At 69.9% G+C, this 23,373-nt stretch carries 31 protein-coding genes; 10 read left to right on the forward strand and 21 right to left on the reverse strand.

All coding sequences use genetic code 11. The annotated features are described in order from the left end of the window. Nucleotides 1–3 precede the first annotated feature (3 nt). Nucleotides 4–606 carry a hypothetical protein gene (locus ACQP10_RS37935; RefSeq protein WP_433542071.1) on the reverse strand — a complete coding sequence of 201 codons (603 nt, stop codon included), beginning with the start codon at nucleotides 604–606 and terminating at the stop codon, nucleotides 4–6. A gap of 181 nt (nucleotides 607–787) precedes the next feature. On the opposite strand from ACQP10_RS37935, the gene ACQP10_RS37940 reads away from it, so the two are divergent. From ACQP10_RS37940 to ACQP10_RS37955, 4 genes are read left to right on the forward strand one after another with little or no spacing between them, the layout of a single operon-like run. Further along, nucleotides 788–2,107: a phage major capsid protein gene (locus tag ACQP10_RS37940; RefSeq protein ID WP_433542072.1), complete on the forward strand. Its 1,320-nt coding sequence runs from the start codon at nucleotides 788–790 to the stop codon at nucleotides 2,105–2,107. Next, nucleotides 2,104–2,733 carry a thermonuclease family protein gene (locus ACQP10_RS37945; protein ID WP_433542073.1) on the forward strand — a complete coding sequence of 210 codons (630 nt, stop codon included), beginning with the start codon at nucleotides 2,104–2,106 and terminating at the stop codon, nucleotides 2,731–2,733. Before ACQP10_RS37940 ends, ACQP10_RS37945 begins: the two co-directional genes overlap by 4 nt. A 26-nt stretch (nucleotides 2,734–2,759) precedes the next feature. Then, on the forward strand, nucleotides 2,760–3,764 hold the full coding sequence (locus ACQP10_RS37950) for a hypothetical protein (protein WP_433542074.1): 1,005 nt from the start codon (nucleotides 2,760–2,762) through the stop codon (nucleotides 3,762–3,764). Further along, nucleotides 3,761–4,099 carry a hypothetical protein gene (locus tag ACQP10_RS37955; RefSeq protein WP_433542075.1) on the forward strand — a complete coding sequence of 113 codons (339 nt, stop codon included), beginning with the start codon at nucleotides 3,761–3,763 and terminating at the stop codon, nucleotides 4,097–4,099. The genes ACQP10_RS37950 and ACQP10_RS37955 overlap by 4 nt, the downstream gene beginning before the upstream one ends. A gap of 61 nt (nucleotides 4,100–4,160) precedes the next feature. Here ACQP10_RS37955 and ACQP10_RS37960 read toward each other — a convergent pair whose 3' ends face one another. From ACQP10_RS37960 to ACQP10_RS37985, 6 genes are all read right to left on the reverse strand, one after another. After that, nucleotides 4,161–4,403: a hypothetical protein gene (locus ACQP10_RS37960; RefSeq protein WP_433542076.1), complete on the reverse strand. Its 243-nt coding sequence runs from the start codon at nucleotides 4,401–4,403 to the stop codon at nucleotides 4,161–4,163. Between the two features lie 5 nt (nucleotides 4,404–4,408). Then, nucleotides 4,409–4,795, reverse strand: coding sequence for a hypothetical protein (locus ACQP10_RS37965; RefSeq protein ID WP_433542077.1), 387 nt, complete (start codon nucleotides 4,793–4,795; stop codon nucleotides 4,409–4,411). Next, complete coding sequence (locus ACQP10_RS37970) at nucleotides 4,792–5,139, reverse strand: hypothetical protein (RefSeq protein WP_433542078.1); 348 nt, start codon at nucleotides 5,137–5,139, stop codon at nucleotides 4,792–4,794. Before ACQP10_RS37970 ends, ACQP10_RS37965 begins: the two co-directional genes overlap by 4 nt. A gap of 28 nt (nucleotides 5,140–5,167) precedes the next feature. Beyond that, nucleotides 5,168–5,512, reverse strand: a complete 345-nt coding sequence (locus ACQP10_RS37975; protein ID WP_433542079.1) for a hypothetical protein — start codon at nucleotides 5,510–5,512, stop codon at nucleotides 5,168–5,170. Nucleotides 5,513–5,516: 4 nt separating this feature from the next. Next, nucleotides 5,517–6,665, reverse strand: a complete 1,149-nt coding sequence (locus ACQP10_RS37980; RefSeq protein WP_433542080.1) for a hypothetical protein — start codon at nucleotides 6,663–6,665, stop codon at nucleotides 5,517–5,519. 66 nt (nucleotides 6,666–6,731) lie between these two features. Then, nucleotides 6,732–9,176, reverse strand: a complete 2,445-nt coding sequence (locus ACQP10_RS37985; RefSeq protein WP_433542081.1) for an AAA family ATPase — start codon at nucleotides 9,174–9,176, stop codon at nucleotides 6,732–6,734. Between the two features lie 289 nt (nucleotides 9,177–9,465). Here ACQP10_RS37985 and ACQP10_RS37990 point away from each other — a divergent pair, with 289 nt between their 5' ends. The 3 genes from ACQP10_RS37990 to ACQP10_RS38000 all read left to right on the forward strand — a co-directional run bounded on the left by ACQP10_RS37990 (nucleotide 9,466) and on the right by ACQP10_RS38000 (nucleotide 11,048). Next, nucleotides 9,466–9,876, forward strand: coding sequence for a hypothetical protein (locus ACQP10_RS37990; RefSeq protein ID WP_433542082.1), 411 nt, complete (start codon nucleotides 9,466–9,468; stop codon nucleotides 9,874–9,876). Nucleotides 9,877–10,113: 237 nt separating this feature from the next. Next, nucleotides 10,114–10,719 (forward strand): hypothetical protein, encoded by a 606-nt coding sequence (locus tag ACQP10_RS37995; RefSeq protein ID WP_433542083.1) that lies wholly within the window; start codon nucleotides 10,114–10,116, stop codon nucleotides 10,717–10,719. Continuing rightward, nucleotides 10,707–11,048 (forward strand): hypothetical protein, encoded by a 342-nt coding sequence (locus tag ACQP10_RS38000; RefSeq protein WP_433542084.1) that lies wholly within the window; start codon nucleotides 10,707–10,709, stop codon nucleotides 11,046–11,048. Before ACQP10_RS37995 ends, ACQP10_RS38000 begins: the two co-directional genes overlap by 13 nt. Here the strand turns inward: ACQP10_RS38000 and ACQP10_RS38005 are convergent. The 3 genes from ACQP10_RS38005 to ACQP10_RS38015 all read right to left on the reverse strand — a co-directional run bounded on the left by ACQP10_RS38005 (nucleotide 11,012) and on the right by ACQP10_RS38015 (nucleotide 12,898). Further along, nucleotides 11,012–11,287 carry a hypothetical protein gene (locus ACQP10_RS38005; protein WP_433542085.1) on the reverse strand — a complete coding sequence of 92 codons (276 nt, stop codon included), beginning with the start codon at nucleotides 11,285–11,287 and terminating at the stop codon, nucleotides 11,012–11,014. The two genes, ACQP10_RS38000 and ACQP10_RS38005, sit on opposite strands and share 37 nt — an antisense overlap. A 307-nt stretch (nucleotides 11,288–11,594) precedes the next feature. Then, nucleotides 11,595–12,113: a hypothetical protein gene (locus ACQP10_RS38010; RefSeq protein WP_433542086.1), complete on the reverse strand. Its 519-nt coding sequence runs from the start codon at nucleotides 12,111–12,113 to the stop codon at nucleotides 11,595–11,597. Continuing rightward, nucleotides 12,110–12,898: a ParA family protein gene (locus tag ACQP10_RS38015; protein ID WP_433542087.1), complete on the reverse strand. Its 789-nt coding sequence runs from the start codon at nucleotides 12,896–12,898 to the stop codon at nucleotides 12,110–12,112. The genes ACQP10_RS38010 and ACQP10_RS38015 overlap by 4 nt, the downstream gene beginning before the upstream one ends. A gap of 186 nt (nucleotides 12,899–13,084) precedes the next feature. Here ACQP10_RS38015 and ACQP10_RS38020 point away from each other — a divergent pair, with 186 nt between their 5' ends. Then, on the forward strand, nucleotides 13,085–13,648 hold the full coding sequence (locus ACQP10_RS38020) for a hypothetical protein (protein ID WP_433542088.1): 564 nt from the start codon (nucleotides 13,085–13,087) through the stop codon (nucleotides 13,646–13,648). On the opposite strand, the gene ACQP10_RS38025 is transcribed toward ACQP10_RS38020, so the two are convergent. From ACQP10_RS38025 to ACQP10_RS38035, 3 genes are all read right to left on the reverse strand, one after another. Further along, entirely contained in the window at nucleotides 13,645–14,079 is a 435-nt protein-coding gene (locus ACQP10_RS38025) for a hypothetical protein (RefSeq protein ID WP_433542089.1), read from the reverse strand. The two genes, ACQP10_RS38020 and ACQP10_RS38025, sit on opposite strands and share 4 nt — an antisense overlap. Next, nucleotides 14,076–14,375: a hypothetical protein gene (locus ACQP10_RS38030; protein ID WP_433542090.1), complete on the reverse strand. Its 300-nt coding sequence runs from the start codon at nucleotides 14,373–14,375 to the stop codon at nucleotides 14,076–14,078. The genes ACQP10_RS38025 and ACQP10_RS38030 overlap by 4 nt, the downstream gene beginning before the upstream one ends. Before the next feature lie 74 nt (nucleotides 14,376–14,449). Next, nucleotides 14,450–15,004, reverse strand: a complete 555-nt coding sequence (locus ACQP10_RS38035; protein ID WP_433542091.1) for a hypothetical protein — start codon at nucleotides 15,002–15,004, stop codon at nucleotides 14,450–14,452. A gap of 76 nt (nucleotides 15,005–15,080) precedes the next feature. Between ACQP10_RS38035 and ACQP10_RS38040 the strand changes: the two genes are divergently transcribed. Further along, nucleotides 15,081–15,704, forward strand: a complete 624-nt coding sequence (locus ACQP10_RS38040; protein ID WP_433542092.1) for a helix-turn-helix domain-containing protein — start codon at nucleotides 15,081–15,083, stop codon at nucleotides 15,702–15,704. Between the two features lie 55 nt (nucleotides 15,705–15,759). Here ACQP10_RS38040 and ACQP10_RS38045 read toward each other — a convergent pair whose 3' ends face one another. The 6 genes from ACQP10_RS38045 to ACQP10_RS38070 all read right to left on the reverse strand — a co-directional run bounded on the left by ACQP10_RS38045 (nucleotide 15,760) and on the right by ACQP10_RS38070 (nucleotide 20,531). Continuing rightward, entirely contained in the window at nucleotides 15,760–17,196 is a 1,437-nt protein-coding gene (locus ACQP10_RS38045; RefSeq protein ID WP_433542093.1) for a hypothetical protein, read from the reverse strand. Nucleotides 17,197–17,318: 122 nt separating this feature from the next. Next, on the reverse strand, nucleotides 17,319–19,634 hold the full coding sequence (locus tag ACQP10_RS38050) for a hypothetical protein (RefSeq protein ID WP_433542094.1): 2,316 nt from the start codon (nucleotides 19,632–19,634) through the stop codon (nucleotides 17,319–17,321). A 36-nt stretch (nucleotides 19,635–19,670) separates the two neighbouring features. Beyond that, nucleotides 19,671–19,817, reverse strand: a complete 147-nt coding sequence (locus ACQP10_RS38055; RefSeq protein WP_433542095.1) for a hypothetical protein — start codon at nucleotides 19,815–19,817, stop codon at nucleotides 19,671–19,673. Between the two features lie 14 nt (nucleotides 19,818–19,831). Beyond that, a complete protein-coding gene (locus ACQP10_RS38060) occupies nucleotides 19,832–19,987 on the reverse strand; it encodes a hypothetical protein (protein WP_433542096.1) in 156 nt (51 codons plus the stop codon). A 14-nt stretch (nucleotides 19,988–20,001) separates the two neighbouring features. Beyond that, nucleotides 20,002–20,322: a hypothetical protein gene (locus ACQP10_RS38065; RefSeq protein ID WP_433542097.1), complete on the reverse strand. Its 321-nt coding sequence runs from the start codon at nucleotides 20,320–20,322 to the stop codon at nucleotides 20,002–20,004. Next, entirely contained in the window at nucleotides 20,319–20,531 is a 213-nt protein-coding gene (locus ACQP10_RS38070) for a hypothetical protein (protein ID WP_433542098.1), read from the reverse strand. Before ACQP10_RS38070 ends, ACQP10_RS38065 begins: the two co-directional genes overlap by 4 nt. Before the next feature lie 61 nt (nucleotides 20,532–20,592). On the opposite strand from ACQP10_RS38070, the gene ACQP10_RS38075 reads away from it, so the two are divergent. Next, nucleotides 20,593–21,369: a GntR family transcriptional regulator gene (locus ACQP10_RS38075; RefSeq protein WP_433542099.1), complete on the forward strand. Its 777-nt coding sequence runs from the start codon at nucleotides 20,593–20,595 to the stop codon at nucleotides 21,367–21,369. Nucleotides 21,370–21,449: 80 nt separating this feature from the next. On the opposite strand, the gene ACQP10_RS38080 is transcribed toward ACQP10_RS38075, so the two are convergent. Beyond that, on the reverse strand, nucleotides 21,450–22,580 hold the full coding sequence (locus ACQP10_RS38080; protein ID WP_433542100.1) for a helix-turn-helix domain-containing protein: 1,131 nt from the start codon (nucleotides 22,578–22,580) through the stop codon (nucleotides 21,450–21,452). Continuing rightward, nucleotides 22,577–23,221, reverse strand: coding sequence for a hypothetical protein (locus ACQP10_RS38085; RefSeq protein WP_433542101.1), 645 nt, complete (start codon nucleotides 23,219–23,221; stop codon nucleotides 22,577–22,579). The genes ACQP10_RS38080 and ACQP10_RS38085 overlap by 4 nt, the downstream gene beginning before the upstream one ends. Nucleotides 23,222–23,373: the final 152 nt, after the last annotated feature.

The raw sequence follows: 23,373 nt of genomic DNA on the forward strand, positions 1-23,373 counted from the left end.
TCCTCAGCGGTTGATGCCGAGTTCGTCCAACGCGGCCAGGACCTTCTTCAGGCCCTGGCCGCCGGACCTCGCCGGGACGGCCCACCGCTGCTGAGTGCCGTCTGCGGACAGGTAGGTCAGGGTGCCGCCCCGCTCGGGGACGTCGAACGTGATGACGTAGGCGGCGTAGTCGCCGGCCTGGATGTCCTGGGAGATGGGGGTGTTCACCCGGCCGACCCATGGCGGCTGCCCGCCCTCGGCGGAGGTGATGGTTTCGCCGCCGCCTTCCCAGCGGAACCCGTGGCCGGTGAACGGCGCCGAGATCTGGTCGGCCTCCCCGGTGGCGGTGACCTTCACGCCGACCGCGAGGAACATGCCGTTCTTGCTCTTGCCGTACTGGGCATCGCCCGGGTGGTAGTAGACCCCGACCGGGGTGATCTCCAGCGGGTTGCCCTTCTCCCCCTGCCCGGTCGCGGGGGTGGCCCATGCGAGGCGGCCCGATTTCGCCGGGGACTTCACGATCGGCGCCGGCGTGGCCGCGCCGGCGGCTTCGCCACCCGGTTCGGCGGAACAACCAGCGACGATCAGCGCCGCCAGCAGCAGCGCGGCGGTACGGCGGACAGCCATCTGCGCCCCTCTCAGGGATCGTTCCAGGCCCCCCGACCACGGCAAACGCCCACCATAGTGGACCTTGAAGGACGTTAGAAGGGAAATCACCTACCTTGCCGCCTTGATCACGGGGCGTCCCGGTGCTGACCGGGCGAGCGGATCACATCCGAATCGAACATCAGCATCAGGGGGAAGGCAGATGACTGCCACCGCATCGCGTGAGCGTGTCCGCGAGCTCAAGTCCGCTCTCCAGACCGCCGCCGCCGAGGTCACCCGGATCGGCTCCACCTTCCGGGAGGAGGCGCCCGGCAAGTTCGTCATCCCGGAGGCGCAGCGCAAGGACTACCTCGCGAAGATCGACGAGGCCAACCAGATCCGCGACCTGCTCAACGCCGAGGAGAAGGCCCTCGGCATCTACGAGTACCTGAACGCGCCGGCCAGCACGCCGGTCGCCGGGATGCTCGCCGCCGGTCAGGGCGGCCCGCAGTACAAGTCCCTGGCGACCGCGTTCCTGGAGTCCCCGGCCTACAAGGCGATGCGGGAGAACAACTTCCACGACCCGCGCGGCCTCGTCAAGATCGACCAGGGCATCTACTCGTTCGAGGGCATGTCCACCAAGGACATCTTCACCCTGTCGGCGGGTCAGCACACCGGGCCGGCGTTCGGCCACGCCCAGGACGTCGGCATCAGTGAGCGGATGCGCCGCCCTAACCGGGTGCGCGACCTGTTCCCGAGCGAGAGCACCACGGCGAACATCCTGCACGGCATCAGGCAGACGGGGTTCATCAACAACGCCGCCCCCGTCCCCGAGCGGCGCGCCGCGGACGGCGTATCGGCGCCGACCGGCGGCCTGACCGACGTGTTCGGCCGCGCCCCCCGCTCCCGGCTGACGTTCGAGCCGTACACCGCGCACATCGCGACGATCACCCACTTCGAGTACGTGCACAACAACACCCTGGCCGACGACTCCAGGATCAGGGGCATCATCGACCGCGACATGATCGACGGCGTCAAGCTCGTCGAGGACTACCAGGTGCTGTTCGGCAACGGCCAGGGCGAGAACCTGCTCGGCATCACCCAGACGCCCGGCATCCAGATGTACAGCGGCGTCTCCGGGGAGAAGAAGACCCGGCAGCTCCGGCGGGCCATGACCCTCGCGATCCTCGCGTACCACGACCCCAACGGCGTCGTGATGCACCCGAACGACTTCGAAGAGATCGAGCTGGAGGAGGACAGCAACGGCGCCTACCGCGTCGCCGTCAGCGTCGCGATCGGCGCCGAGAAGCGGGTGTGGCGACTGAACGTCATCGACACCCCGGCCATGCTGGAGAACCGCTACCTGCTGGGCTCCTACGGCTACGGCGCCAAGCTCTACGACCGCGAGTCCGTGTCAGTGCAGGTTTCCTCGGAAAACGCCACGAATTTCGAGGAGAACGTCTGCACGATCAAGGCGTCCGAGCGGGTGGGCCTCGCGGTGGACAGGCCGGAGTCATTCGTTTTCGGTACCTACGCCGAGTGAGCACCACGGCGATCGGAGGCGGGGCGGCCGACGCTGCCCCGCCTTCCCCGCTTGACGTCGGCGTGCATCGGCTGGAGGTCATGCACCTGAACCGGGCCGGCGTGACCGGGGTGCTCGACTTCGGGTTCGGTGTCACCGCTGCGATGCTGTTGAACGTCGCCGTTCCCGGCCGGCCGGGGATCGGCCCGGTACGGCAGTGGGTCGCCGAGCACGGCAACGTCGTGTTCGTCCGCCCTGACCCGGGCCGGCGCCGGGGCCGACGGGCGGCGACGCTCGTCGAGGCTCCCGCGCCGTCCTACGCCTACCAGGCTGGGCAGGTCCGTGTCGTCGACGGAGACACGCTGGACGTCGATCTCGGTCTGCCCTACGGGTTGCAACTCGCGGTGAAGCTGCGGCTGGCCGGGGTGAACACGCCGGAGCTGGCCACAGCGCCCGGGGCGGCCGCGGCCGCGTGGGTGCGCGACTGGGTGGCCACTCGACGCGGCGGCATCGTGGTGCGGACGGTGAAGGACCGGCGGGAGAAGTACGGCCGCTACCTGGCCGTCGTGGAAGCAGGTGGGGTGAGCCTGAACCAGGAGCTGGTGGCCGCCGGGGTGGCGGCGCCGTACGACGGCGGAAGACGTTAACTCAATCCCCCGTCATACTCCGCGCCATGTCTACCTCTCCCCCAGACGGCACTGCCCTGGCCAGGGAATATGCCGCCGGAAAGAGCATCCGTGACCTGGCGCGGACCTACGGCTGCTCCCAGCGGGTCATCTTCGACCGGCTGGCCGCCGCCGACGCTGTGCGCATGCCGCGGAGGTCGCGGCGCTTGTCCGCCGGGGAACGCCGAGCGGTCGCCGCCGGCTACCGCTCCGGTGAGCCGCTAGCAGACATCGCGGCCAGATTCGGCGTGAACGTCGGTACCGTCCGCCATGTCGCGGCGGCGGCCGGAACCCCGGGACGTTCGGTTGGAAGTCCTCGCGAGCTTGACTACCGGCGAATCCAGGCGCTCGCCGCGAAGGGTATGTCCGCTGAGGAGATCGCGGCCAAGGTCGGGTCCACTCCGGGCACCATCAAGCAGCTGTTGCGGCGCCTGCGCAACGCCGACCCTGCGTACCTGTCCGGTCCCAGGAAGGGTGTTAAGCGGCGCCGCGGCCCGCGCTCCCCCTTGGACCTTGACGTGGGGGCGATGGCGGCCCAGTACGCGGCTGGCACGCTGGTCGAGGAGATCGCTCGGACTCACGGCTGTTCGGTGTCTCTGGTCTACCAGCGGCTTCGCCGAGCCGGTGTCCAGCCCAACAGGCAGGGCAAGCCGCGCGTCGGCAACCGCGAGGAGATCGCGGCCGCGTATGCGGCTGGGCGGTCCATGCTGGATATCTGCGCCACCTTCGGGGTGAACAAGACCACTGCGGGGCGGCTGGTGTCAGAGGCGGAGGTGGAGCAGCGCCCTGCCGGCGCGCCCCGGGTGACGGACTGGGCCACCATCACCCAGATGGCTGACGCAGGGCACTCCTCGAAGGAGATCGCCTCCGCGGTGGGCTGCTCGACGCGGAATGTGACCCGCGTGCTTGGAGCGTGCGGATACGCCTGGATCGGGCGGCAATGGCGTCCTCCTGCCGATGCGACAGCAGCTCCGGGACGTAAGCCCGCGGAGTTGGCACCATGCGCGCCGTGACAGCATCCGTGAAGGTTCGCGCCCATGCCGCGACCATCGACATCGTCGACTCCCGTACTCCGCCGGCCGATCGCCGGGAAGGCGGCGGCTCGATCGTCGTGCCGAACGAGGTCTACGTCGACGGGGTACCGCTGTACCTGCCGCGCGGGTCGCAGATCAGCATGGACATCGGTGGCGTTATGGAGTCGGCGGTCGAGGTGACCATGACGTTCTTCGTCCGCCGGGTACGGGTCGGGTACGCCGACGAGCTCGACGGGCCACCCGGCGAGCTGCCGGACGTCGCGATGCCTGAGCAGGACAGCGACCAGGCACCCGGCGGGGAACCTTCCGCGTAGCCGAGCGCGCATGGAACGTCGGGGAGCCCCGGACCGGATCGGTTCGGGGCTCCCCTGCGTGTCAGAAGAGGGCGTCGGTGGCGGCTTCGAGGTTGACCACGATCCGCGCCTTCGGGTGCCGGTGACGGGCCCGCGCGATCCACGCCTCGCCGCGCCGGCGGGTGTTCTCGATCGCCTGGTCCAGGCCGACGCCGTGGTTCACTCCCGCGCAAATGCAGTCGCATTCGGTTTCGTGGGCGTCGTAGCAGCGCGCGTCACATCGTCTGATGCGTCCGCCGACGCCGATGATCGCGATCAGGAGCATCGGCGTCAGAACAGGGTCGGACGGCTGTAGGGCACCTCACGCCAGTCGGCGCCGTCGATCGTGTCGTAGATGATGACTTCACCGCAGGCGGCGCACCGGTAGGCGTACAGGCGCCGCACCGGCCACGCCGGGCGCTCGCGCAGCGGGCCCGGCAGCGGCCCGTCACTGGTCGGGATGAGGAACACCTCGCCTTCCAGGGGGTGGACGGTGCCGACGCTCAGCCACGGCTCCCCCGCCTTCTCACAGGCGGTGCACACGTGCGTGATGTGCGAGGTCGGCGCGAGCATGCGCCAGGCGTCCCAGACGACGCGGCGGCCGTCGTGCTCGGGGTAGTCCAAGGCGGTGGGCGTGGCGTGCGCGAGCCGCAGCACGGCCGGCGTGCTCGGGCTCATCGGGCGGCCGTGCTCTGGTCGGCGCGGTCGTCGAGGATGCACCGCCCGGAGTGCTCGGGCTCGGCGGATCGGGTGATCCACTGCCAGAACTGGCGGCCCCGGTAGGCGGGCCAGCAGGACGCTCCGAGCACGGTGGCGACGACCGGCCCCGCGCTGCCCATCAGCGCTGCGTAATCCTCCAGGCACGCGCTCCACCTTCGGCGGTCCGTGCGGCAGGTCGCGCACAGCTCGATCGGATCGGCTCCCAGCACCTCGTCGATCTCGCCTACGAGGGCACGCCACTCCCACAGGGTGACCGCGAGAAACGCGGCGATGCTCAGCGAGAAGGCCATGGCGACGGTCATGATGCTCCGTTCAGGTGGCGGAAAGGGGTCAGAACAGGGGGGCCATGCCTTCGGTGCGGCGGGCCCACCGGGTGCGGGCGGCGGTGGCCGCGTGGAGGGCGGCGTCGTAGGCCAGATGGCAGCGCTGGCACCAGGCGGCCAGGTTCTCCGGGCGGACGTCTTCGGGCTGGTGGTTGCGGTGCCCGGCGGTGAGGACGACCACCGAGCCGGTATCGGGGTGCTCCTCGCCGTGCCGGGCCAGGCACCGGCCGGGGTGCTTGCCGCACTCGCCGGCGCATTCGCATACGCCCTGCGCCCGGCCGAACCGGATGCCGTCGCTGATGGCTTTCCAGTCGGCCGGGTATCGGGCGAGATTCTCGGGGCGGATGGGCACGGCCCTACTCCGCAGGTTTGTCGTTGTCGAGCGGGAGGGACAGGTCGCCGTGGGCGGCCACGATCCGGTCGCGGCGTTCCTTCCACGCGGCGTCGACCAGGCTCCGGTCCCATCCGCTGATCTGGACCTGCCACGGATCGTCGGTGGTCTGGCCGGGCCACCAATCGATGTCGAGCGCGTCGGCGTTGCCGTCGTAGTCGCGCACCTCGGAGTAGCCATCCGGGTCGTAGTAGTTGATGGTGTCGAACAGGTGCGCGGGGGCGGCGGGGTCGCGGATGTTCCAGAGGGCGCGGATCCAGGTGCGGGTTTCCACGGGGGTGGTGTCGACCCGCCACTCCTCCACCGTGTCGGCCCGCTTGTACTGGTCTGCGTGCTCACGGTGGGCGAACACGCGGCGCACGCCGTAGGCGTCGTAGTCGCCGCCGAACGCGAGGAACACCGTGGCCGGGGCAGGGGCCGGGAGCTGCGCGAGTTCCAAGGCCGCTTCGGCGGTCTGCATGATGCGGGCGCTTTCCCGCTCGACGGCGGCCACTGCGGACTGCGCGTACAGCACGAGCTGGCTCGCAATCACCTCGGGTCCGCGGTCGGCCAAGTCGGTGATGGTCTCAGCGAACACCCTCCGAAGCCGCGCCATGTGGTCGGCGTTGTGGACGTCCGGCGGCGCCTTCAGCGTGGCCAACTCCGCCCGCAGCCGTTCGACTTCGTGGGCGAGCTCCTCGGCCTTCTCCTCAGCCGCGTGCCGCGCCTGGTGCGGGGAGAGCTTGCCGACGCGCTGCACGATCAGCGCGAACCGCTCGTACTCCCCGGCGAGTTTCACCTCCATGGACGCGGTCGGCAGTTCGACGAGGGTCTCGGAGTAGTTCGGGGACTCACCCAGCATGCCCCGGGCGCAGTGGACCCACAGGAGCGCGAGTTCATGCGGAGGGACCAGGTCCAGATTGATGCCGCCGTCCTTGGCGGTGAGGGACCGGATCATGGTCTGGTCGGCGAGGGCCTCGGCGGCGCGCTGCGCCCGCTGCTCCTCGTGCTCGGCGAGCGCGTCGAGCACGGCGTCGACCTGGCCGTCGCCGGCGTCGCAGTCGAGGGCGTGGGCGAGGGCCTGGCGTAGTTCGGTGAGGTCGTCGAGGGAGGTCTGGTCGTTATCGGTGGTCACCGGTGGACTCCGTTTCGAGGTCGGTAGCCCGCCCCCTTGGCGGGGGCGGGCGGGAAGACGGCGGGGTCAGACCGCGATGGGCAGCGGCTTGGCGCGGCGGGAGCCGCCCGAGATGGTGCGGGACGCGGGGGCGGCTGCGGGGGCGCCGGGCACGTAGTCGTCGATCCAGGCCAGCGAGCCCCGGTCGAGGACCTTCTGGGCGCGGGTGACGGTGACGTAGTTGAGCATCAACTCTTCCCGGTTGACCGGGGCGTCGCCGGACCTGGTGGTGTCGGGGTTGGGCTGGCGGAAGTCGCCCGCGACGCGGACGTTGTTCCACTCCAGGCCCTTGGACCTGTGGGCGGTGGAGATCACGATGTCGCCGGGCCGGGCCTTGGAGGCGTCCTTGACCTGCAAGGCGGCGCGGCGGATCTCGTCGGCGCCGTACTCGTTGACCAGGTCGACGAAGACCTTGAGGTCCTGGCCGAGCGGGTCCTGCTCGACGTAGTCCTGAACCTCTCCCCAGTTGGCGAAGCCGCACAGGTCGGGGTGGTCGGTCAGGCGGCCGTCCTGGAGCTGCTCAGCGGCCATGGCCAGGGACACGATCTCGGAGCCGCCGCCGACCATGGCGGGGGTGCCGTTGGCCTTGAGGATGCTGAACACCTCGCCCATGGCGGCGGCGTTGGTGCGGCACAGGACGGCGTCGGGGGCAGGGACAGGGCCGATGGTGGAGCCGACCGGCGGGTGCCCTTCGAGGCGGAGAGGGGCCTTGAGCAGTTCCAGCCACTTGTTCGCCTCCGCCGCGATGGCCGGGCCGAAGCGGAAGCTCTTGGACAGGAACAGCAGCTCATCGGCGGGGAAGGTGCGGAGGATGTCGACGGCGCCATTCCAGCCGTTGATGGCCTGGCAGTTGTGGGTGAAGATCCCATCGCCGACGTAGGTGTGATCGCGCTCGACCGTCATGGAGTAGATCCACCCCTGGTAGGGCTCGCGGGCGACGGAGATGCGGGACCACTGGCGGGCGGGGGCTTCCGTCCGGCGGGTGAGCATGGTGTTGCTGAGGGGCAGGACTTCCATGCCGTCGATCAGGTTGCAGGCGCGGATCACGGTCGGTCGGCGGGTCTGGAGATAGCGCTCACTGCTGTTCCACAGGGGAAAATCGATCCACCGGCCGTGGGCGTTGAGAACGCGCTCGGCGGCGTCGCGGTTGCCTCCGCACTTGGACCAGAAGTAATCGAGGTAGACCTGCGACATAGTGCTGTTGTTGGAGACGCGGAACGTCAGCGTCGGGATGCCGTACGTCCAGGCGGTGACCATCTCGGCGAGCGCCGCATCCTGGCGGGTGTCGTGGACACTGAGGATCCACGCGGCATCGGCCTTCTCCTGAGTGGCGCGCCACATCACGCCGATACGCTTGTTCTGGCTCTGGACTCGGCCGCTGGTGATGCCGATGCGGTAGTCGTCGCCGCGCTTCATCAGGTAGACGATGTGCTTGTCCACCAGCTCCTCGCCGAAGCGGACCACACAGTGATGGTCGGGGGTGTAGCGGGAGATCACCCCCTCGGATGTCTCGATCTTGATCATGTCGCCCTCGTACGGCTGGGCGGACACCCCGGACACCGGCGAGCCGTTGCGGTGAATGAAGCTCTTTTCGACGTTCATCGACACGACCATGTCGCCGGGTTTGATCTGCTCGATCGGTACCTGAGCGGTCTGCGCAGGAGTGCCGCTGCCGTTACGGCCCTTCTTCGCCGGAGCGGTGACGACCGTGACGAGCGTGCCAGCGGGCTGGCAGGAGTCGCCGACGATGATGCGCTGGGCGTGGGTCTGCATGTCGAGGTAGAGGGATGCCGCGACGGGGTTCACGTCCTGGCACTCGTCCATCATGATCACGTCGAACGGGAGGGCCTGAGAGCCGCCGGAACGGGCCAGCTTGAGCTGGGCCATCTTCAGGTAGTAGTCGTGCTGCCAGGTCAGGCTGCCCCGGGGGGAGCGGATGTCGGCGCGGGCGGCGTTGGCGATCGGCAGGATCACCTCGCGCAGGCGGGCGACGTCGGCCTCAGCGGTGATGCTGCGGGGCGGGGTGATGTGGTGCGGCTGCAGATCGACGTCCTCGCTCTTGCACCAGGCCAGGATCGCGCCCATGGCGAGGCGGGCCCGCGCGGCGGGGCTGAGGACGGTGTGGTCGTTGATCCGGGCCGGGCCGGACAGGCTGAGGATGGTCGCCTGGGTCTTGCCGCTCTGGCGGGGGCCGTTGATCCGGTCCAGCATGCTGCCCCACTGGTTGCGGATGATCTGCATCGCGAACGAGTGGTTGGTGTGGCAGGCGACGTTCTGCGGCATCCTGCGCTGCAGTTCGAGGCGGACGCTGCGGTTGTAGACGACGCACAGGACCCGCTTGCCGGTCAGGGCCTGCTCGGCGGTCGCCTGCAGAGTGCTGGTCTTGCCGCATCCGGCTCCGGCCTGGACGGTGATGGTCTTCCCGGCGCGGGCCGCGTCGATGATGGCCTGCTGCTCGGTGGTGGGGCGCATGTGAAATCTCCTGGGTATCCGATGCTTTAGGGGCCGCATCCCCTTCCGCTGATGTAAATATTACAGGAGATTTAACGAGTTGGGTAGTCCGGGAGATGCGTGCGGGGATGCGCTCCCAACCGGCCGCCCAAGACACAAGCAGAGATCTGTGCTTACGTCCTTCCAGCACTCGCCCGAGCAGGACCCGATCAGGGAAGGTGGTGGCCCGGTGGCCGCTCGTAAGCCCCGCACGACCGCCGCTGACCAGGCAACATCCAGCGAGGGGGCCGCTCCGCTGACGCCCCCGGAGGTGGATCAGCCGGTTGTCACCCCCAGCGGTGACACCCCGGCCGTCCCGGAGCAGGCGCCCATGGTCAGCCAGGCCGCGCCGCTCGCGCCGCCGGCCGGGCCGGCCGCGCCGCCGCCGCCGGTCAGCCCGCCCCTGCGGGTTCAGATGATCGCCACGCCGGGTGCGGAGTTCGTTGACCTGCTGTGGGACAACGGCGAGCTCGCCGACCCCGACGCCCTGTTCGAGGACCCGGGCGCCCAGTACGGCTACGTCATCGTCGCCAAGCCGCTGATCCGCGCCTACCACCAGCCCGGCACCACCAGGACGACCAAGCAGCTATGGCGGCCGCAGGGGTGGAAGGTGCCGCGTGACAACGCCGAGCAGATCAAGGCCGACCTGACGGCCATCCGCGCCGCCGCCGCGGCGGACTGAAGACTCGCGGCCCGCCGCACGCTCACAGCGCTCGCGCCGGCCGACGCCCCTGGGGGGAGGCGCCGGGCCGGCCGCTGGAGCCGGAACGCGCGGCGGGCCGCGTGAAGACCCTGGTCTGGCCGAACTGAGGAACCCGGAAGGCGGACGTGGACGGTGGGGACCCTAACGCCCTCCCCTGGGCGTCCCCGGGACGGCCAGACCAGGTCACATCCGTGAACGAGCGAGAGGGGCATGGCGGTGAGCGCTACGGTGAGACCCGAGCAGGTCGCCATGCGCGCGGGCCTGCCGCTGGAGCTGGACGCCGACGACCGGGCGGTCATCGAGGAAGCGATCGAAGACGCCTACGGCGACGTCGCCGCGCACCTGGACTACTCGCCCGTACCGGCCACGTTCACCGAGCGGGGTCTGCGGCCGAATCCGGGCGGCGCCTGGCAGTTGCAGCATGATCCGGTGATCGAGGTCGTCTCGGCGACCGCGGAGGCCGATCCGGTGAGCGGGCAGCCGACCGGCCTGTTCACGGTCGTCTACCGGGCCGGTCTCGACCCGGTGGCGGATCCGGTGTACGGGCGGGCGTTGAAGCGCTACGTCCTGGCGGCCGCCGCGGCGTCGCCGATGGTGCGCCGGCTCGCGCAACGGGTGCCCGGCGCCCGGCTGGTGGCGTCGGTCAACGTCGAGGGCCAGGGCGTCACCTACGAATCCTCAGGAGCCGGGGCTCCAGGGTCGGGGGCAGCGGGGGCGCCTCCGACCCTGGAATCCCTCGACGGGTGGCAGCGCCGCGCGGTGTCGCAGCGGCCGGGTATCGGCCCGCACCCGATGCAGACCGGTGCGGCGTGGCTGTTGTAGCGCCCAACACCCGGATAGGGATGCGGTTGCCGGTCGTCGAGCTTGACGGGCACGGCACGCCGGTCACGTCCGGCCACGGGCCCGCGCGGGACCCGCGGCCCGCCCGTGTCGTGTCCGAGCCGGGCAGCGACAACGACCTGGAGACGGGGCCCGGCCTGTGGGTGCTGGCGGTCGATCCGGAGTTCTGGCCTTTGCCCGCCGGCGCCCAGCTCGTCGAGGACGGCGGCGCCGGCCGGGTGTGGACGGTGACCTCGGCGGCACACCGGCCGTCCGACTTCGACCCTGACATCGCCTACGTCAGGGCCGAGGCGTCGCTGAGCGTCTCCTGAAGCACCTCGACCCAGACCCGGTGTACGGGGTGGGTTTCGACCTTGCCGGTGACGGTGCCGTCCGAGAAGCGGCCGAGGGCGGCCAGGAGGTACCACTCGGCTTCGGGGGCAAGGTCGATGACGAGCTGACTCCGTTCGTTGGCGTAGGGGTTGGAGACTGCCCTCAGATCGTGCCGCCAACGGCCGTGGCAGGTGAGCAGGATGACCCGCTCCCCCGTCGAGCTGGTCTGCTGGTCCACGGGCTGGGGCTCTCGGTAGGGAGGCTGCGGTGTGGTTGCCGGTCGGTTCCGCCTGATGGTGGTCATGGGGCTGAGTGTCCGTTGAGGTACTGACAGAACGAGGCTGTGGGGGAGCGGATCGGCTCAGGTGCTGGGTACGTACGCGGGTACGCGCGTACCCGCGCGCGATTGTAGAGACCATCGGAGCGGATGGGCTGGAACGACACGGTGGAAAGGGGCTGACCCCCAGGCATCCACGCTGAGGGGAGAAAAAGGAAGGGCCCCGCCACCAGGAGGAGTGGCGGGGCCTCGATGCCTGCTGGGGGGCTTACAGGTAGCGCTCGGGCTCCTCGATCCCGGCGTCCATCAGGGCGACCAGCAGCATGGTGTGGGGGACGCCGGCTTCACGCGCGTTGGCCACCAGGCGCTCCCATCGGTCGGCGGCCTCGTCCAGGGCACTCTCGGCGGCATGGAGCTTTCCGCTCATGGAGCGCAGCCGCCATCGCCAGTCGTCGCGGTCGGCCTTGGACAGCTGCGGCGCCGCGGTAGGGGAGGCCGATCGTTGCCGTCCCCGCCCCACGCTACGCGTCGTGTCCGCTTTCGCCCGATTCGATGCCTGAGGGTGCTGCGGCTCCTCGTCGTCGAACGACCAGTCACCCTCTGGGCGGCCCTGAGTGGCCGCCTGGTCGCCGTTCAGTCCCACACGGGCACCGTTGGATACCCCAGGCGTCTCAAGCGCCTCAGGGGACGCTTGAGACGCTTCGGCGGGGACGGCTCCCTTGTCGAGCTTCACGCCCGCCGCGGCGGGCGGCAGTTCACGGTTGCGACGCTGGTTCGACGTCGTCATGCGGCCACCGCCTTCAGGTAGGAGTCGCCCATCATGGAGGCGATCATCGTCAGGTCGGCGCCGGCCTTCTGCGGCGGCTCGGCGAACTCCGAGGTGTCCTGCAGACGGACGGTCAGCGGGATGGGCGGCGCCCACACCAGCGGCCCCCACGTCGTGCGGATCTCGGCGGCACGTGTCTCGTGCGTGACGACCCGGGCCCGGAAGGTGTTGATGATGACCCCGGCCACCGACGCGGTGACGCCGAGCGCCTTGCCCTCCTCCTCGGAGTCGAGGAACTCCTGCAGCCGGTAGACGCCCTGGATGGAGTCGAGCTCCGGCTCGGTCGGGATGATGATGTGGTCGCTGGCGACGAGCGCGTTGTGCAGCAGGTGGCCCAGCTGCGGCGGGGTGTCGATCAGGATGTCGTCGTAGATGTCGCGGGCCTGCGCCAGCGCGGCGTTCAGCCGCCGCCACGACCCGGTTCCCGCACCCTCGGAGGCGCGCTGCTCAAGCTCCTTGCGTGCCGGGACGACGAAGATGCGGTCGGCGAACTCGTCCTCCCACTGACAGGGCAGGGTCGCGGCGGCGAGCAGCTCGGGGCTCTTGTCGCGGATCACCTCGGCGGTGGAGAGCCGTTCAGCGAGCTCGGCCTTGGTGTAGCCGCATCGGCGCGACAGGTTGCCCTGAGGGTCGCAGTCGACCAGCAGCACCCGGCGGCCGCGCTGGGCGAGTTCCGCGGCGATGAGCAGGGCGAGCATGGTCTTGCCTACGCCGCCCTTGTGGTTGGCGACGGTTGTGACAGGCATTAGGGGTAGCCTCTCAGATCGGACGGTTGTTTTCCGCCCACCCCTTGGCCGTCGAACCGAAGGGGTGGGCGTCCGAAACCGTATCCATCTCCAGGCGCAAGGGTGAGGACGACACCCCAAATCGGGCGCAGGAAGCCGGCTGATTCTCCTGGATTCCGCCGCGCCGACCGTTGCACCATAAGAAACATGAGCATCGCGTTGGAGTCCTCACCGCTCGCGCTGGCCGCACCAGGCGTCGGCGTGCGCTGGCTGTCCAACGTCGACATGGCCGGCCCGATCCCCGCCCACGACAAGAGCTTGGGCCGGTGCTGGCCCTGGCGCGGCCGCAAGAACCCCCGCGGGTACGCGGTCATCGCGATCGGCCGGGCCCGGCCGCTGCTGCATCGCGCCCTGTACCCGATCATCCACGGGCCGATCCCGGACGGGTGGGAGGTCGACCACCTGTGCCACGACTACCGGGTCTGCACGCTCGGCGACGCCTGCCCGCACCGCTCGTGCGGCAACCCGGCGCACTGGCGGGCCGTACCGAAGACGGTCAACAACGCCCGGTCCGGCTCCCCCACGGCGGTCAACGCCCGTAAGACGCACTGCTGGCGTGGCCACCCGCTCGCCGGGGCGAACCTGCGGCTGAGAGCGGATCGGCCCAAGCACCGCGAGTGCGGCACCTGCCGGCGGATCCGCCGGTACGCCGCCCAGGCGGAGCTGATCGCGACCGGCGGCGGCCACGGCGAGCAGGGCAGCCTGTTCTAAGGCGTGTAGGGGGCGTGAGCGGCCACCATGACGGTGGCGACGTAGCGGGGGCGGCCGTCGGCCAGCGGCACATACCCGCCCGCGACGGAGGAGCCGACGTCGGTGATGACGACGTCGTCGGGTCCGACGGGCAGGGCGGGCAGCTCGGCGAGCACGCCCAGGGCGACGTACAGGATGCGGCGCAGCCGGGCTTTGCCGAGCGTGCCGTCGAGGGGGCCGAGCGCCTCCAGCCGGACGGGGACGCCGAGCAGGCCGGCCTGAAGGTTCTCGCTGCCGCCGGGTGCGTCGCTGACCAGCAGCCGCGGGTAGGGGGGTTTGTTGTCGGGGCCGACCCGCTCGGGACCGCCCAGCTCGGCGGTCACCGCAGGGTGGCCGCCAAGGTAGGGGATGATCCTTCCAAGCGGGTCGGCGTCCGCCAAGCGGCTGGTCACTCCTGTTCGGCCTTCGCGGGCTTCTTCGGCGAGGCTCCCGCCACGACCGGCGCCGACGCCGGGGCGGGCGCCGAGGCAGGGGTGGGCGGCGTGACCGGCTTGAGCGCGGCGTGGACGGTGGCCGGATTCTGCGGCTCGGCACCCTCGACGTAGCCGGCGCCGGCCAGGCGCAGCGCGTAGGGGCGCGGCAGCTCGATCTCGGCGCCGGTCGGGTAGGTGCGGGGCTCCAGGCCCAGCTCCTCGGCGTCCTCGGTGCGCAGCGGATTGGCCAGCTTGACCCTCACACGGTTCGACATGCGGTTCCCCCAGGTTGATCGGCATCGACCGGGACATGGTGCCCGAATCGGATGCTTACGTCCTGGCGAGGGGACTACCGGTGGCGGGCGGCGACGATGCGGGCCGCGCGGGCGAGCCACCCGCCGCCGTCCGGCTCGAACTCCGACTCGGCGATGCGGGGAAATCGCACGTGGACGGTGGCGCGGGCGCTGGTGCGGGTGACGAGCACCGGGATGCGGCCGACGTGAGCGGCGATCATGCCGGGCATGGGCAGGGACTCGCACCGGCAGTTGATCGTCTGGTGTTCGGGCAGGCGGGGGTCGCGCGGCGCGTCGGCCAGGTCCCACCCGCCGGGGACGATCTTCCACCCGCCGGCGGCGTTCACCGCCTTGCCGTTCTCACCGCGGCCCTTCCGCACGTACACCTGCTTAGGGAGCCGGTAGAGCAGGTTCGCCGGGATCGTCTGCCCGTGCGTCTCATCGTGGGACGGCCGCACTCGTTCGTCTTCGGCGGTCTCCCAGGACTTGGCGTCCGGAACCTGGTCGCGGACCTCCCGCACGGCCTGGTCGGCGACCTTGTCCACCACTCGGCGGACGTGGCCGGCGGCGAGCTTGGCGATCAGGTCCCCGCGGATTCTGCTGCGCGTCACAGCGGGGCACCGTAGCCACCTGAGCGGGTTGCGTCCCGCCAGGACGTAAGCACCCGAACTCGCCACCATGCGCCTCGTGAACGATTCCTCGCGCCGGCCGGTCGACCGGCAACTCGTGCGCCGCCTGTATGTCGAAGAGAAGCTGACGGTCCGGCAGGTCGCCGCCAAGGTGGGCGTCTCCCATACCCGGGTGCATCGGCTGCTGACGCGGATGGGCGTGCAGCTGCGTCCCCGGGGGACGACCAGGCGGCAGATCCCCGGGGAGAAACGCGCCGCGATCCTGGCGGAGTACCGGGCGGGCACGCCGATCGAGGAGATCGTCGAAAACCAGCGGGTGGCCAGCACGACGGTGATGCGCGTCGCCGAGGAGGCCGGGGAGCCTCGCCGGCCGCGCGGCGGCCGTCGCGTCCTGGACTGGGATGTGATCGAGGGCCTGTACCTGAAGGGGTGGCCGGCCGACGCGATCGCGCTGCTGGTGGATGCGAGCGAGAGCCATATCCGGGCAGTGCTGCGGAACCTGGGGTATGGGCGGCCGCCACTGCCCGACGTGAAGACGCTCGCACAGCTGTACGCGGAGCTGGGCTCTTTGCGGAAGGTCGCTCGTCAGGTGAGGTCGTCAGCCAAGCGGGTTCAGACGGTGCTGGAGGGGGCGGGGGTGCCGGTGAAGCACCGGAGGCGCCGGGTCGACCTGGCGGCGTAGAGACGACGAGAGGGGCCGGCGACCATCAATGTCGCCGGCCCCTCGTGTTCGTGGGTTAGTTGGGATCACCACTCCCCACGGTGGCGTACTGCTTGGACACGTCGTTCACCGCGTGATGGCCGTTGCCGTGAGGAGGGGGGATCACCTCCTCTGCCGATGAGGGGTAGCCGTGCTCCTCGCGGTACTCGTCGACGCGCCGGCTCAGTGTGGCCGGGGCAACGCCGAGTTGTCTGGCGAGGGGGCGGACGGGTACCTCTCCGGTTGGGCTGATCTGTTGGGCGATGGCGGCGTAGATCTCCTCTCTGGTCGGCTTGCCGCCGTCGTTCCGGGGTGGTTCTTCGGTGTTCCGGCCGTTCGCTCTGCTGGTGTTCCGGTTGGGCGTTTCGCCGTTCCGGTGGGACGTTCCGTTGGTGTTCCGGCTGTCCTTGGCAGGGCGTTCCACGGGCTTGCGGAACACGATCCGGGTGGTCCGCACAGGGCGTTCCACGGGCTGTTCCACGACCTGCTTGTGGAACAGGATGCGGGTGTTCCGCACCGGCTGTTCCGCAGGCTGGTGGAACACGATGCGGGTGTTCCGTGCAGGCTGTTCCACAGGCTGTTCCATTTCGGGAAGGCCCAGGTCAGTACGGGTGACACCCGCGAGGGTCGCGAGAAGGACCGCGTCGCTGCGGGACTCAATGATCTGTTCCAGCAGGGCGCGCCGGTCGGCGTTCCGGGTCAGGTCCAGGTCGCGTTCCGCGGCCCGGTACACCCGTTCCATCCGCCACCGGCAGTAGCTGCTCCACCGGGTGTTCCACGCGGTGTTCCGCTGGGTGTTCCGCATGACGGCGCGGGCGTAGCGGATCACCGCGTCGGCGACCTTCGTGAGCCGCATGTGGACCTCGGCGTCCTCGGTCTGCGCGGCGCGCGCGGTCACCAAACCGAGCCGGGTGGCGATGTACTCGGGCGTCCACTTCCACCGCGACTGCGACTTCGGGCGGCCGGCTTTGCTCTGCTCGATCTTGAGGGCGTGGTGCCACAGGATCGCGCCGACGATGGGCGTGATGGCGCGTAGGAAGAACACGCCCGGGTTGCCGGCGGTGAAGGTCGAGGTCGCGGTGATCAGCGACGAGAGGCTGGCGAGCACCCAGGTCATGCGGATGTCCGGCGCTGAGTCGCGGTTGGCGGCGATGGCTTCCTTCGCTCGCAGGGCGAACGCCAGCAGGGGGCCTTCGAGCAGGCCGACGCCCAGCCAGGGCAGCCACCACACGCCGGGGGCGGCCTGCTGGATGACCTCGAAGACACCCTCGCCGGAGATCACGACGGCCGCGGTGGCGCATATCCAGGTCACGATGTCGGCGAGTGACCGGCGCGGTCGGCTCGTCTGCTGCCGCTTGGGGAAGATCAGGCGTTTGACCAGCAGAAACAGCGCCAGCAGCAGGACGACAGCGCTCGCGCCGGCCGCGGCCCAGTGGTGCGGGGCGAGGTCCGGCACCAGCGTCAACCAGTCCACTTCAGTCACTTTCCGTCACTTTCTATGTCCAACGGGATGTCCACGGGATGTCCACGGGCGATGTCCAACCGACGCGGTTTGGACACCGACCCCCCTACGCGCGTGCGCGTGCGCGTGTGGAGTCAGGGGGAGGGAGGGGGCGGGCCAGGGTCGGCAGAGACGTCACAGACAGTGAGAGGAGGAGAGGAGGGGTGGGCCACTCCCCCACCGAATCCCTCCCCTGGAGCAGGGGGCACGGCGGGAATCCCCAGGTCGGAGGACGGGGCTTCGAGGGGTATCCCCAGATCAGACCGGGTGTGGCCTGGGCGTGTGTCGGGTGCCTCTCCCCCGCCTGCGCGTCCGGCCCGGATGTCGGTCTCGGCGGCCAGAACCCCGGCGACGAAGTCGCTCTCCCCCGCCGCGACGGTTCGCCACTTGCCCCGGCCGTCGCGCTCGACGATCCCCCGGGCCTCCCACGCGGTGCGGCGGTCGGTCGCCCATTGCCGGACCCGCGGTTCGGCGGCCTTGTTGGACTCGGCCGTCGTGACGATGGGGGAGGAGAGGTGGCAGCGGGCCATCTCACGCAGCGGCGCGTCGGTGATGTCGGCCAGCGTCAGCACGTGGTCGGCGTCGGCGGGCGCCTCCTCGGCCGGGGCGTCGAGGTGCTCGACGACGACCAGGCGCCGCGGCCGGTCGTTGGCGGCCGCCGTACGGGAGGCGGCGGGCTTGGCCGCGGCGTGCTGGCGGGTGGTCTCCAGGCGGGTTCTCGCTTCCAGCACCATGCGGCGCTGCTCCTCGCTGGCGTAGTGGTGCAGGAGGTGGTCGGGCAGGTAGGCCCACCGGTCGGCGTAGTGCGGCAGCCGGGACGCGGTGGACTCCTCCAAGGTGGGGGAGAGGTGGGCGGTGTTGATGGCGACCTCGGCGAGCATGGCGTCGGTGACCTCGGGAGTGAACAGCAGGGTTGTGGCATCGCTGCCGGACGTCTGGAAGTAGAACGCGCCGGCCGGGAGCATGGTGGTGTCCAGGCGGTGCCAGTTGCGCAGCACGTGCTGGGAGTCGGCCTTGGTGCGGGTCCGCCCGCACACCGACCGGTCGAAGTTCGGCAGCAGGCTCGGGTGCATGGAGTCTTGTGACATGTACTGGGAGGCGGCCTCCATGCCGATGGCCAGGGCCCGCCCCTCGGAGGTGATCTTCGCGGTGGCGTCGATCGCCGCGGCGTTGGCGGGTTTCTTGCCCAGCGCGGTGCGGACCTCGTCGGCGATGATGACGATGCCGGGCCAGCGCGGGGTGACGGGCAGGACCTGGTTGTGCTCGGGCAGCAGGAGCTCGCCGCGCAGAGGGATGATCGCGGCGGCGTCTTCGAGCATGCGGATGAACTGGGCGCGGTCGGTGGCCAGGTAGTCGATGCGCGGCAGGAGACTGGCGAAGGTCTTGCCGCCGGACTTCAGGTCGGCCGCCCAGATGAGGGTGTCGGGGCAGTTGGCGCGCAGCCACGCGATGAGCCGCAGCAGGTTCGACTTCGTCGAGCCGGTGGCGCCCGCGTACAGGCCACGGGTGGTTCCGTACCCCTTGACGCAGGTCACCACGAGCACGCTGTTGCCGTCGTCGTCGCCGCCGAGCCACAGCTCGTCGTAGAACGACGTGGGGATCTGCGGCGGCGCGAACCTCACCACGCGGGCCTGGATCTTGCCCTCGGACCAGGACATGACCACCCGGGACGCCGCCGCGTGGCGGGGGTCTTGGGCGACTTCGCGGATGCTGCTCTCGGGCCAGTGCATGCCGACCTCGATCCCAGCGCGGAGCTTGTCGAGTTTGGCCCGGGTGATGTTCGGCGGCAGTCGCAGCGGGAAGTCCACCCGGCCGCCCGGGTGCACGGCGGGGCGGGCGGCCAGGACGACGCCGGCGGCGCCGAGCTCGGCGAGCACGGCGGGTAGGGCCGCCGTCCAGTGCCGTACCCGGATGCGCAGGTGTCGCCACGCGCGGGCCGGGCGCGAGATGCCCCATCCGGCCAGTAGGCCGATGGTGGTGATCGCCCATGTGATCGCGATCGGCGCGTTGATCGGGCCCGCCGCGGTGGTGGCGGTGACCCACGCGGCGGCGGTCCCTGCGGCCGCGGTGACGGTGCGCCGGTCGAGGGGGAGGCGGCTGTCGTTGCCGAGCTGCTGGTACAGGCCGGCCACGAGGGCGATGCCGAGGATGCCGACGATCCACCAGGCGGCGCCGAGCAGGTAGAGGATGCTCGCCAGGAGGTAGAGGGCGAGCGCGGCCCACCAGATGACGTGCAGGTCGCGGTGCCGCCATAGGCGCCGGCCGAGCTTCTTGAGCACCCACACGAGTCCCGCCAGGGCGAGGCGGCCCGCCTTGCGCGCGGCCCACCGCAGGGCCCGCATGAGCAGACCCGGCTTGGCGGGTTCCCGGACGGCGGGCAACGCCGCGTCCGTGGGCGGTGACTGCGACACGCTGGCTACTCCTTCCTGGCGGCGTCGGCGGGTGGGCTACTTCGTGAAGAGGCGTTGCAGGAGCGGCTTCTTGGCGGGTTCGCGGAGGGCCTTCCGATGGGCGGCGGCGTGGATGGCCGCGCAGTGGTCACAGGTGCATCTGTCGTGGCTGGTGCAGTGGCAGGTGAGGTCACCGGCGGCCATTGGCGTCTCCTCGATCAGTCGCGGTGGTCGGGGATGGAGGGGGAGGAGAAGGAGGGGAGGGGGCCGAACGCCTGCTCCATCTCGGCGCGGGCGGCGCGGGCGCGCCGGACGGCGATCAGGACCACGGTGGCGATGAGGGGCGGGGCGGCGATGGCGATGACGGTGAGCATGGGATCTCCGGACGTCAGGGGGCGGCGGTGATTTCGGCAGGGGTCGTGTCGCGCTGGGGGAGGGTCAGGCGGTCGATGCGCCAGGCGAACGCGATGGTGACGATGGCCAGGACCTTGAGGGCCTGGGCGGTGGCCCATAGCCCCCAGGCCGTGACGATGAGGCTCACGACGACGGCGGCGCAGGCGGCGGTGATCAGGGCCCAGCCGTAGCCGAAGTCCCTCACGGCGGCCCGGATGTCGTCCATGTCGTAGGCGTCGTCGAACTCGCGGACGGGCCGGCCGGACGCGATGACGATGATCAGCAGCCCGGCGAGGTCGAGCAGGAGTGTGTTCACCGGCAGCCTCCTTGGCGGTCGCAGGTGCACGGCTGGATGAGGTCGTTGCGGATCGAGGTGCCGGGGCCGTCGCCGTTGTCGGCGAGGTAGCGGACGAGGGTGAACCCGTCGCCGGGGGCCAGGACGTGCGCGGGGTGGCCGTTGGCGCAAACCACCTCGGGGGAGGGGGCGGCGCCGTCGCTGGAGCGCTGTCCTCGCCAGATCCTCACGGCCTGCCCTCCTTGTCCCTGTCTTGTCTAACCGGTATAACCGGTCTAACCAGACTGAATCATGGAGGACGAATCCGTGTCAACTGCGATGCTTACTGGCACACTGGCGGGCGACCGTAGTGATGATCCGCTGAGCAGCGGTGTGATGGAGGTGTGCCCGGTGGCGCAGGGGGCTCGGGTATTCGAGCGGATCGCCGACGATCTGCGTCGGCAGATCCACACCGGGCAGCTGGAAGCCGGCGAGGAACTCCCGAGTGAGGCCGCCCTCGCCGAACAGCACGATGTCGCGCGCGGCACCGTCCGGCAGGCGTTCACCCTGCTGGAGATGGAAGGCCTGATCACGGTAGTGCCGTCCATCGGGCGGGTCGTCCGCTCGTGGAACCCGAAGCCTCTCGGCGTGACGTTGACCGCCGGACGCGAGAAGGCCGGGCATGTGCACGTCGGTGTGCAGCAGCCCCCGGGCTACATCGCCGAACTGATCGACGAAGAGGGCGAACTGGTACGGCGCCTCCTCACGGGTGACCTGTCGAGCGTCACCGACACCTGGTATCCGGCGTGGGTCGTCGAGCGAGTGCCCGCCCTGGAGTCGTCCCGCCCTCTGGATGATGGCGACCTGGCGGTGATCGAGCGGGCCGGCGTATCGGCGGTCGGCCGGCCGCGGGTGCAGGTGCGCGCGGTGATGGCCGATCCGGAGTACCGCGGGCTCTTGGGGGTGACCGTGGGCACCCCGCTGCTGGTGCAGCTCACGGCGCCGACCGGTGTGGACGGGCGGCCGCTGCTGGTGCGGCGCCGGACGATGGCCGCCGACCGGAGCTTCGTGGAGTTCGACCTCGGCTGAGCCCGCGCAGCTTCACGTCGGCGGGGGCGGATATGACGGAGCCCCCGCCCGGCAGGCGGGGGCTCGGCTATGGTCTGAGGTTAGGCGCGGGCTCTGAACTGCACCAGCACGCCAGCTGAAGGCGACTCTGCTGGCGGGGGAGTCGTTTTATGCGCTTGCCATGATGGCGCGTCCGCGTACCGCCCCACTATCCGATTCAGCTCGGCCGTATACAGGGGGAACGCCTCGGCCAACTGCCGGATGTCAATCGGATCCCCGTACAGCAGCTCCATCATCTTGCGCAACGCTCTTGGCCGTTCCGGCTCCCGGGCATCAGCACCGGGCTCCTGCTTTCGCCATCCGCGAGCCCCCAGCTGCACCTGAAGACTGGTCTTCTGCTTCTGGTCGATCGCGCCCACCTCGAACGCGCGGAAGATCAGCGACGCGATCGACATGCCCCACTTCAGCTTCAACGGAGCCAGACGGCTCAGCGTCACCGTCTTGGTGAACTCCTTCTCGGCGTCCTCACGAGGGAACAGGAACTCGCTGGCGAAGTGGTCAGCCTCCTTCTCCATCGCGTTCAGATCGCCGCCGGGGGCCCGGTGCAGGACCAGGTGCCCCAGTTCGTGGCTGGAGGTGAAGCGGATCCGGTCCCAAGGAGCACCCTCGCCGATCGACACCAGAGGAAGGTCTAGCTCTGGGCCGTCCCAGGTGCTGAACGCATCCAGTTTGCCGTCCACCCATGTTTCCAGAGCGATCACAATGACCCCGGAGCGTTCTAGGGTGTGCAGCACGCGGGGAATCGGCCCGTGGGGAGGCAGCCCCAAGGCCGATCGGGTGAGTTGCGCGGCCTCCTCGATATCGTCGATGCCGCGCAAGTCGGGCACCCGTAGTGAGGGGGCCTGAAGCTGGCTCAGCATGTGCCGGGCGATCTCGCGGGCGATTTCGGCCTCGCGACGCGCCCGGCGCAGTACGCCTGCGGGCAAGGACTTGCGGGCCCGAAACTGCATGGACCCCTCGGCCAAATCCTCAATCGGTGGCCGCTGGAGGAAGGCGGCAGGTACCTTCAGGGTCTGCGCCAGGCGTTCAAGGTGATCGTCGCCGATGTCCACCGATGAGGTGAGCTCGATCTGCGCGATACGGCCTTGTGTGAGCCCAGCGCCTTGCGCGGTCCCGGTTTGCGTCAGGCCACGTAGTTCGCGGGCTTGCCGAACCCGTGCGCCGTAGATCATGAAGATTCGCCACTTTCTTCTTTGACGTCCTGCTTGGGCAGAGCGTATTCGTCCAGGTCTTGACCTGCTGTGATGTCGACCACGCCAGTGTCGGCGCTGACCATATCGAGCGCCTCGGCCGGGTGTGGAATCGGCACGCCCCAGTGGATGGGGGCGTTCTTGCGCTTCTCGCCGGCGGCCTTGGGGTAGACGAGTTCCATCTCGATGCCCTTGCTGGTGATCTCCCACAGCAGGACGAGGGTCAGGACCGTCGGGGCGACAGGGAAGAGCGGTTGGGTGTACTCGCGGGCGCGTCTTCGGGAAGAAGCGCGCGGGAGCATGCCGTCCCTGGAACGCAAGCAGCGGATGCGAACAGAGTGGTAGCGCAGGGAGAGGCTGTTGCGGTTGCCCGCCCTGATCTCAACGGTGTTCTTCTCTTCGCCGTCATCGGCGAGGATGCCACGGAAGGTGAGCTCCTCGACGAGGTAGAAGCGGAAGAAGTCGGCGAATGCCTGCTTCTGGCGCTTGCGCGTGCTGACAGAGCCGTCGAGCTCCTGAGCGGTTCGGGTCGCCGCGGCTTCGACGGCTTCCCGGAAGCCGGGGAAGGCGGTGATGAACTGCTGGGCAACCGTCTCCGGGTCTAACCACCCCTGTATGATCATGACTAATAATATTAGCCATGATCATACATTTCGTGTAGGCGTTCGAGGAAACTTTCGAAAGAACACCTCGCCGCTCTCGGGGGCGCGGGCGCCCTCATGATGGCTTTCGTTTCCCCTACCCAGCCTGCGTTGGGCGGAGGCTCCTCGCGGCG

This window comes from Streptosporangium sandarakinum (assembly GCF_050942225.1).
Lineage (GTDB): Bacteria > Actinomycetota > Actinomycetes > Streptosporangiales > Streptosporangiaceae > Streptosporangium > Streptosporangium nondiastaticum.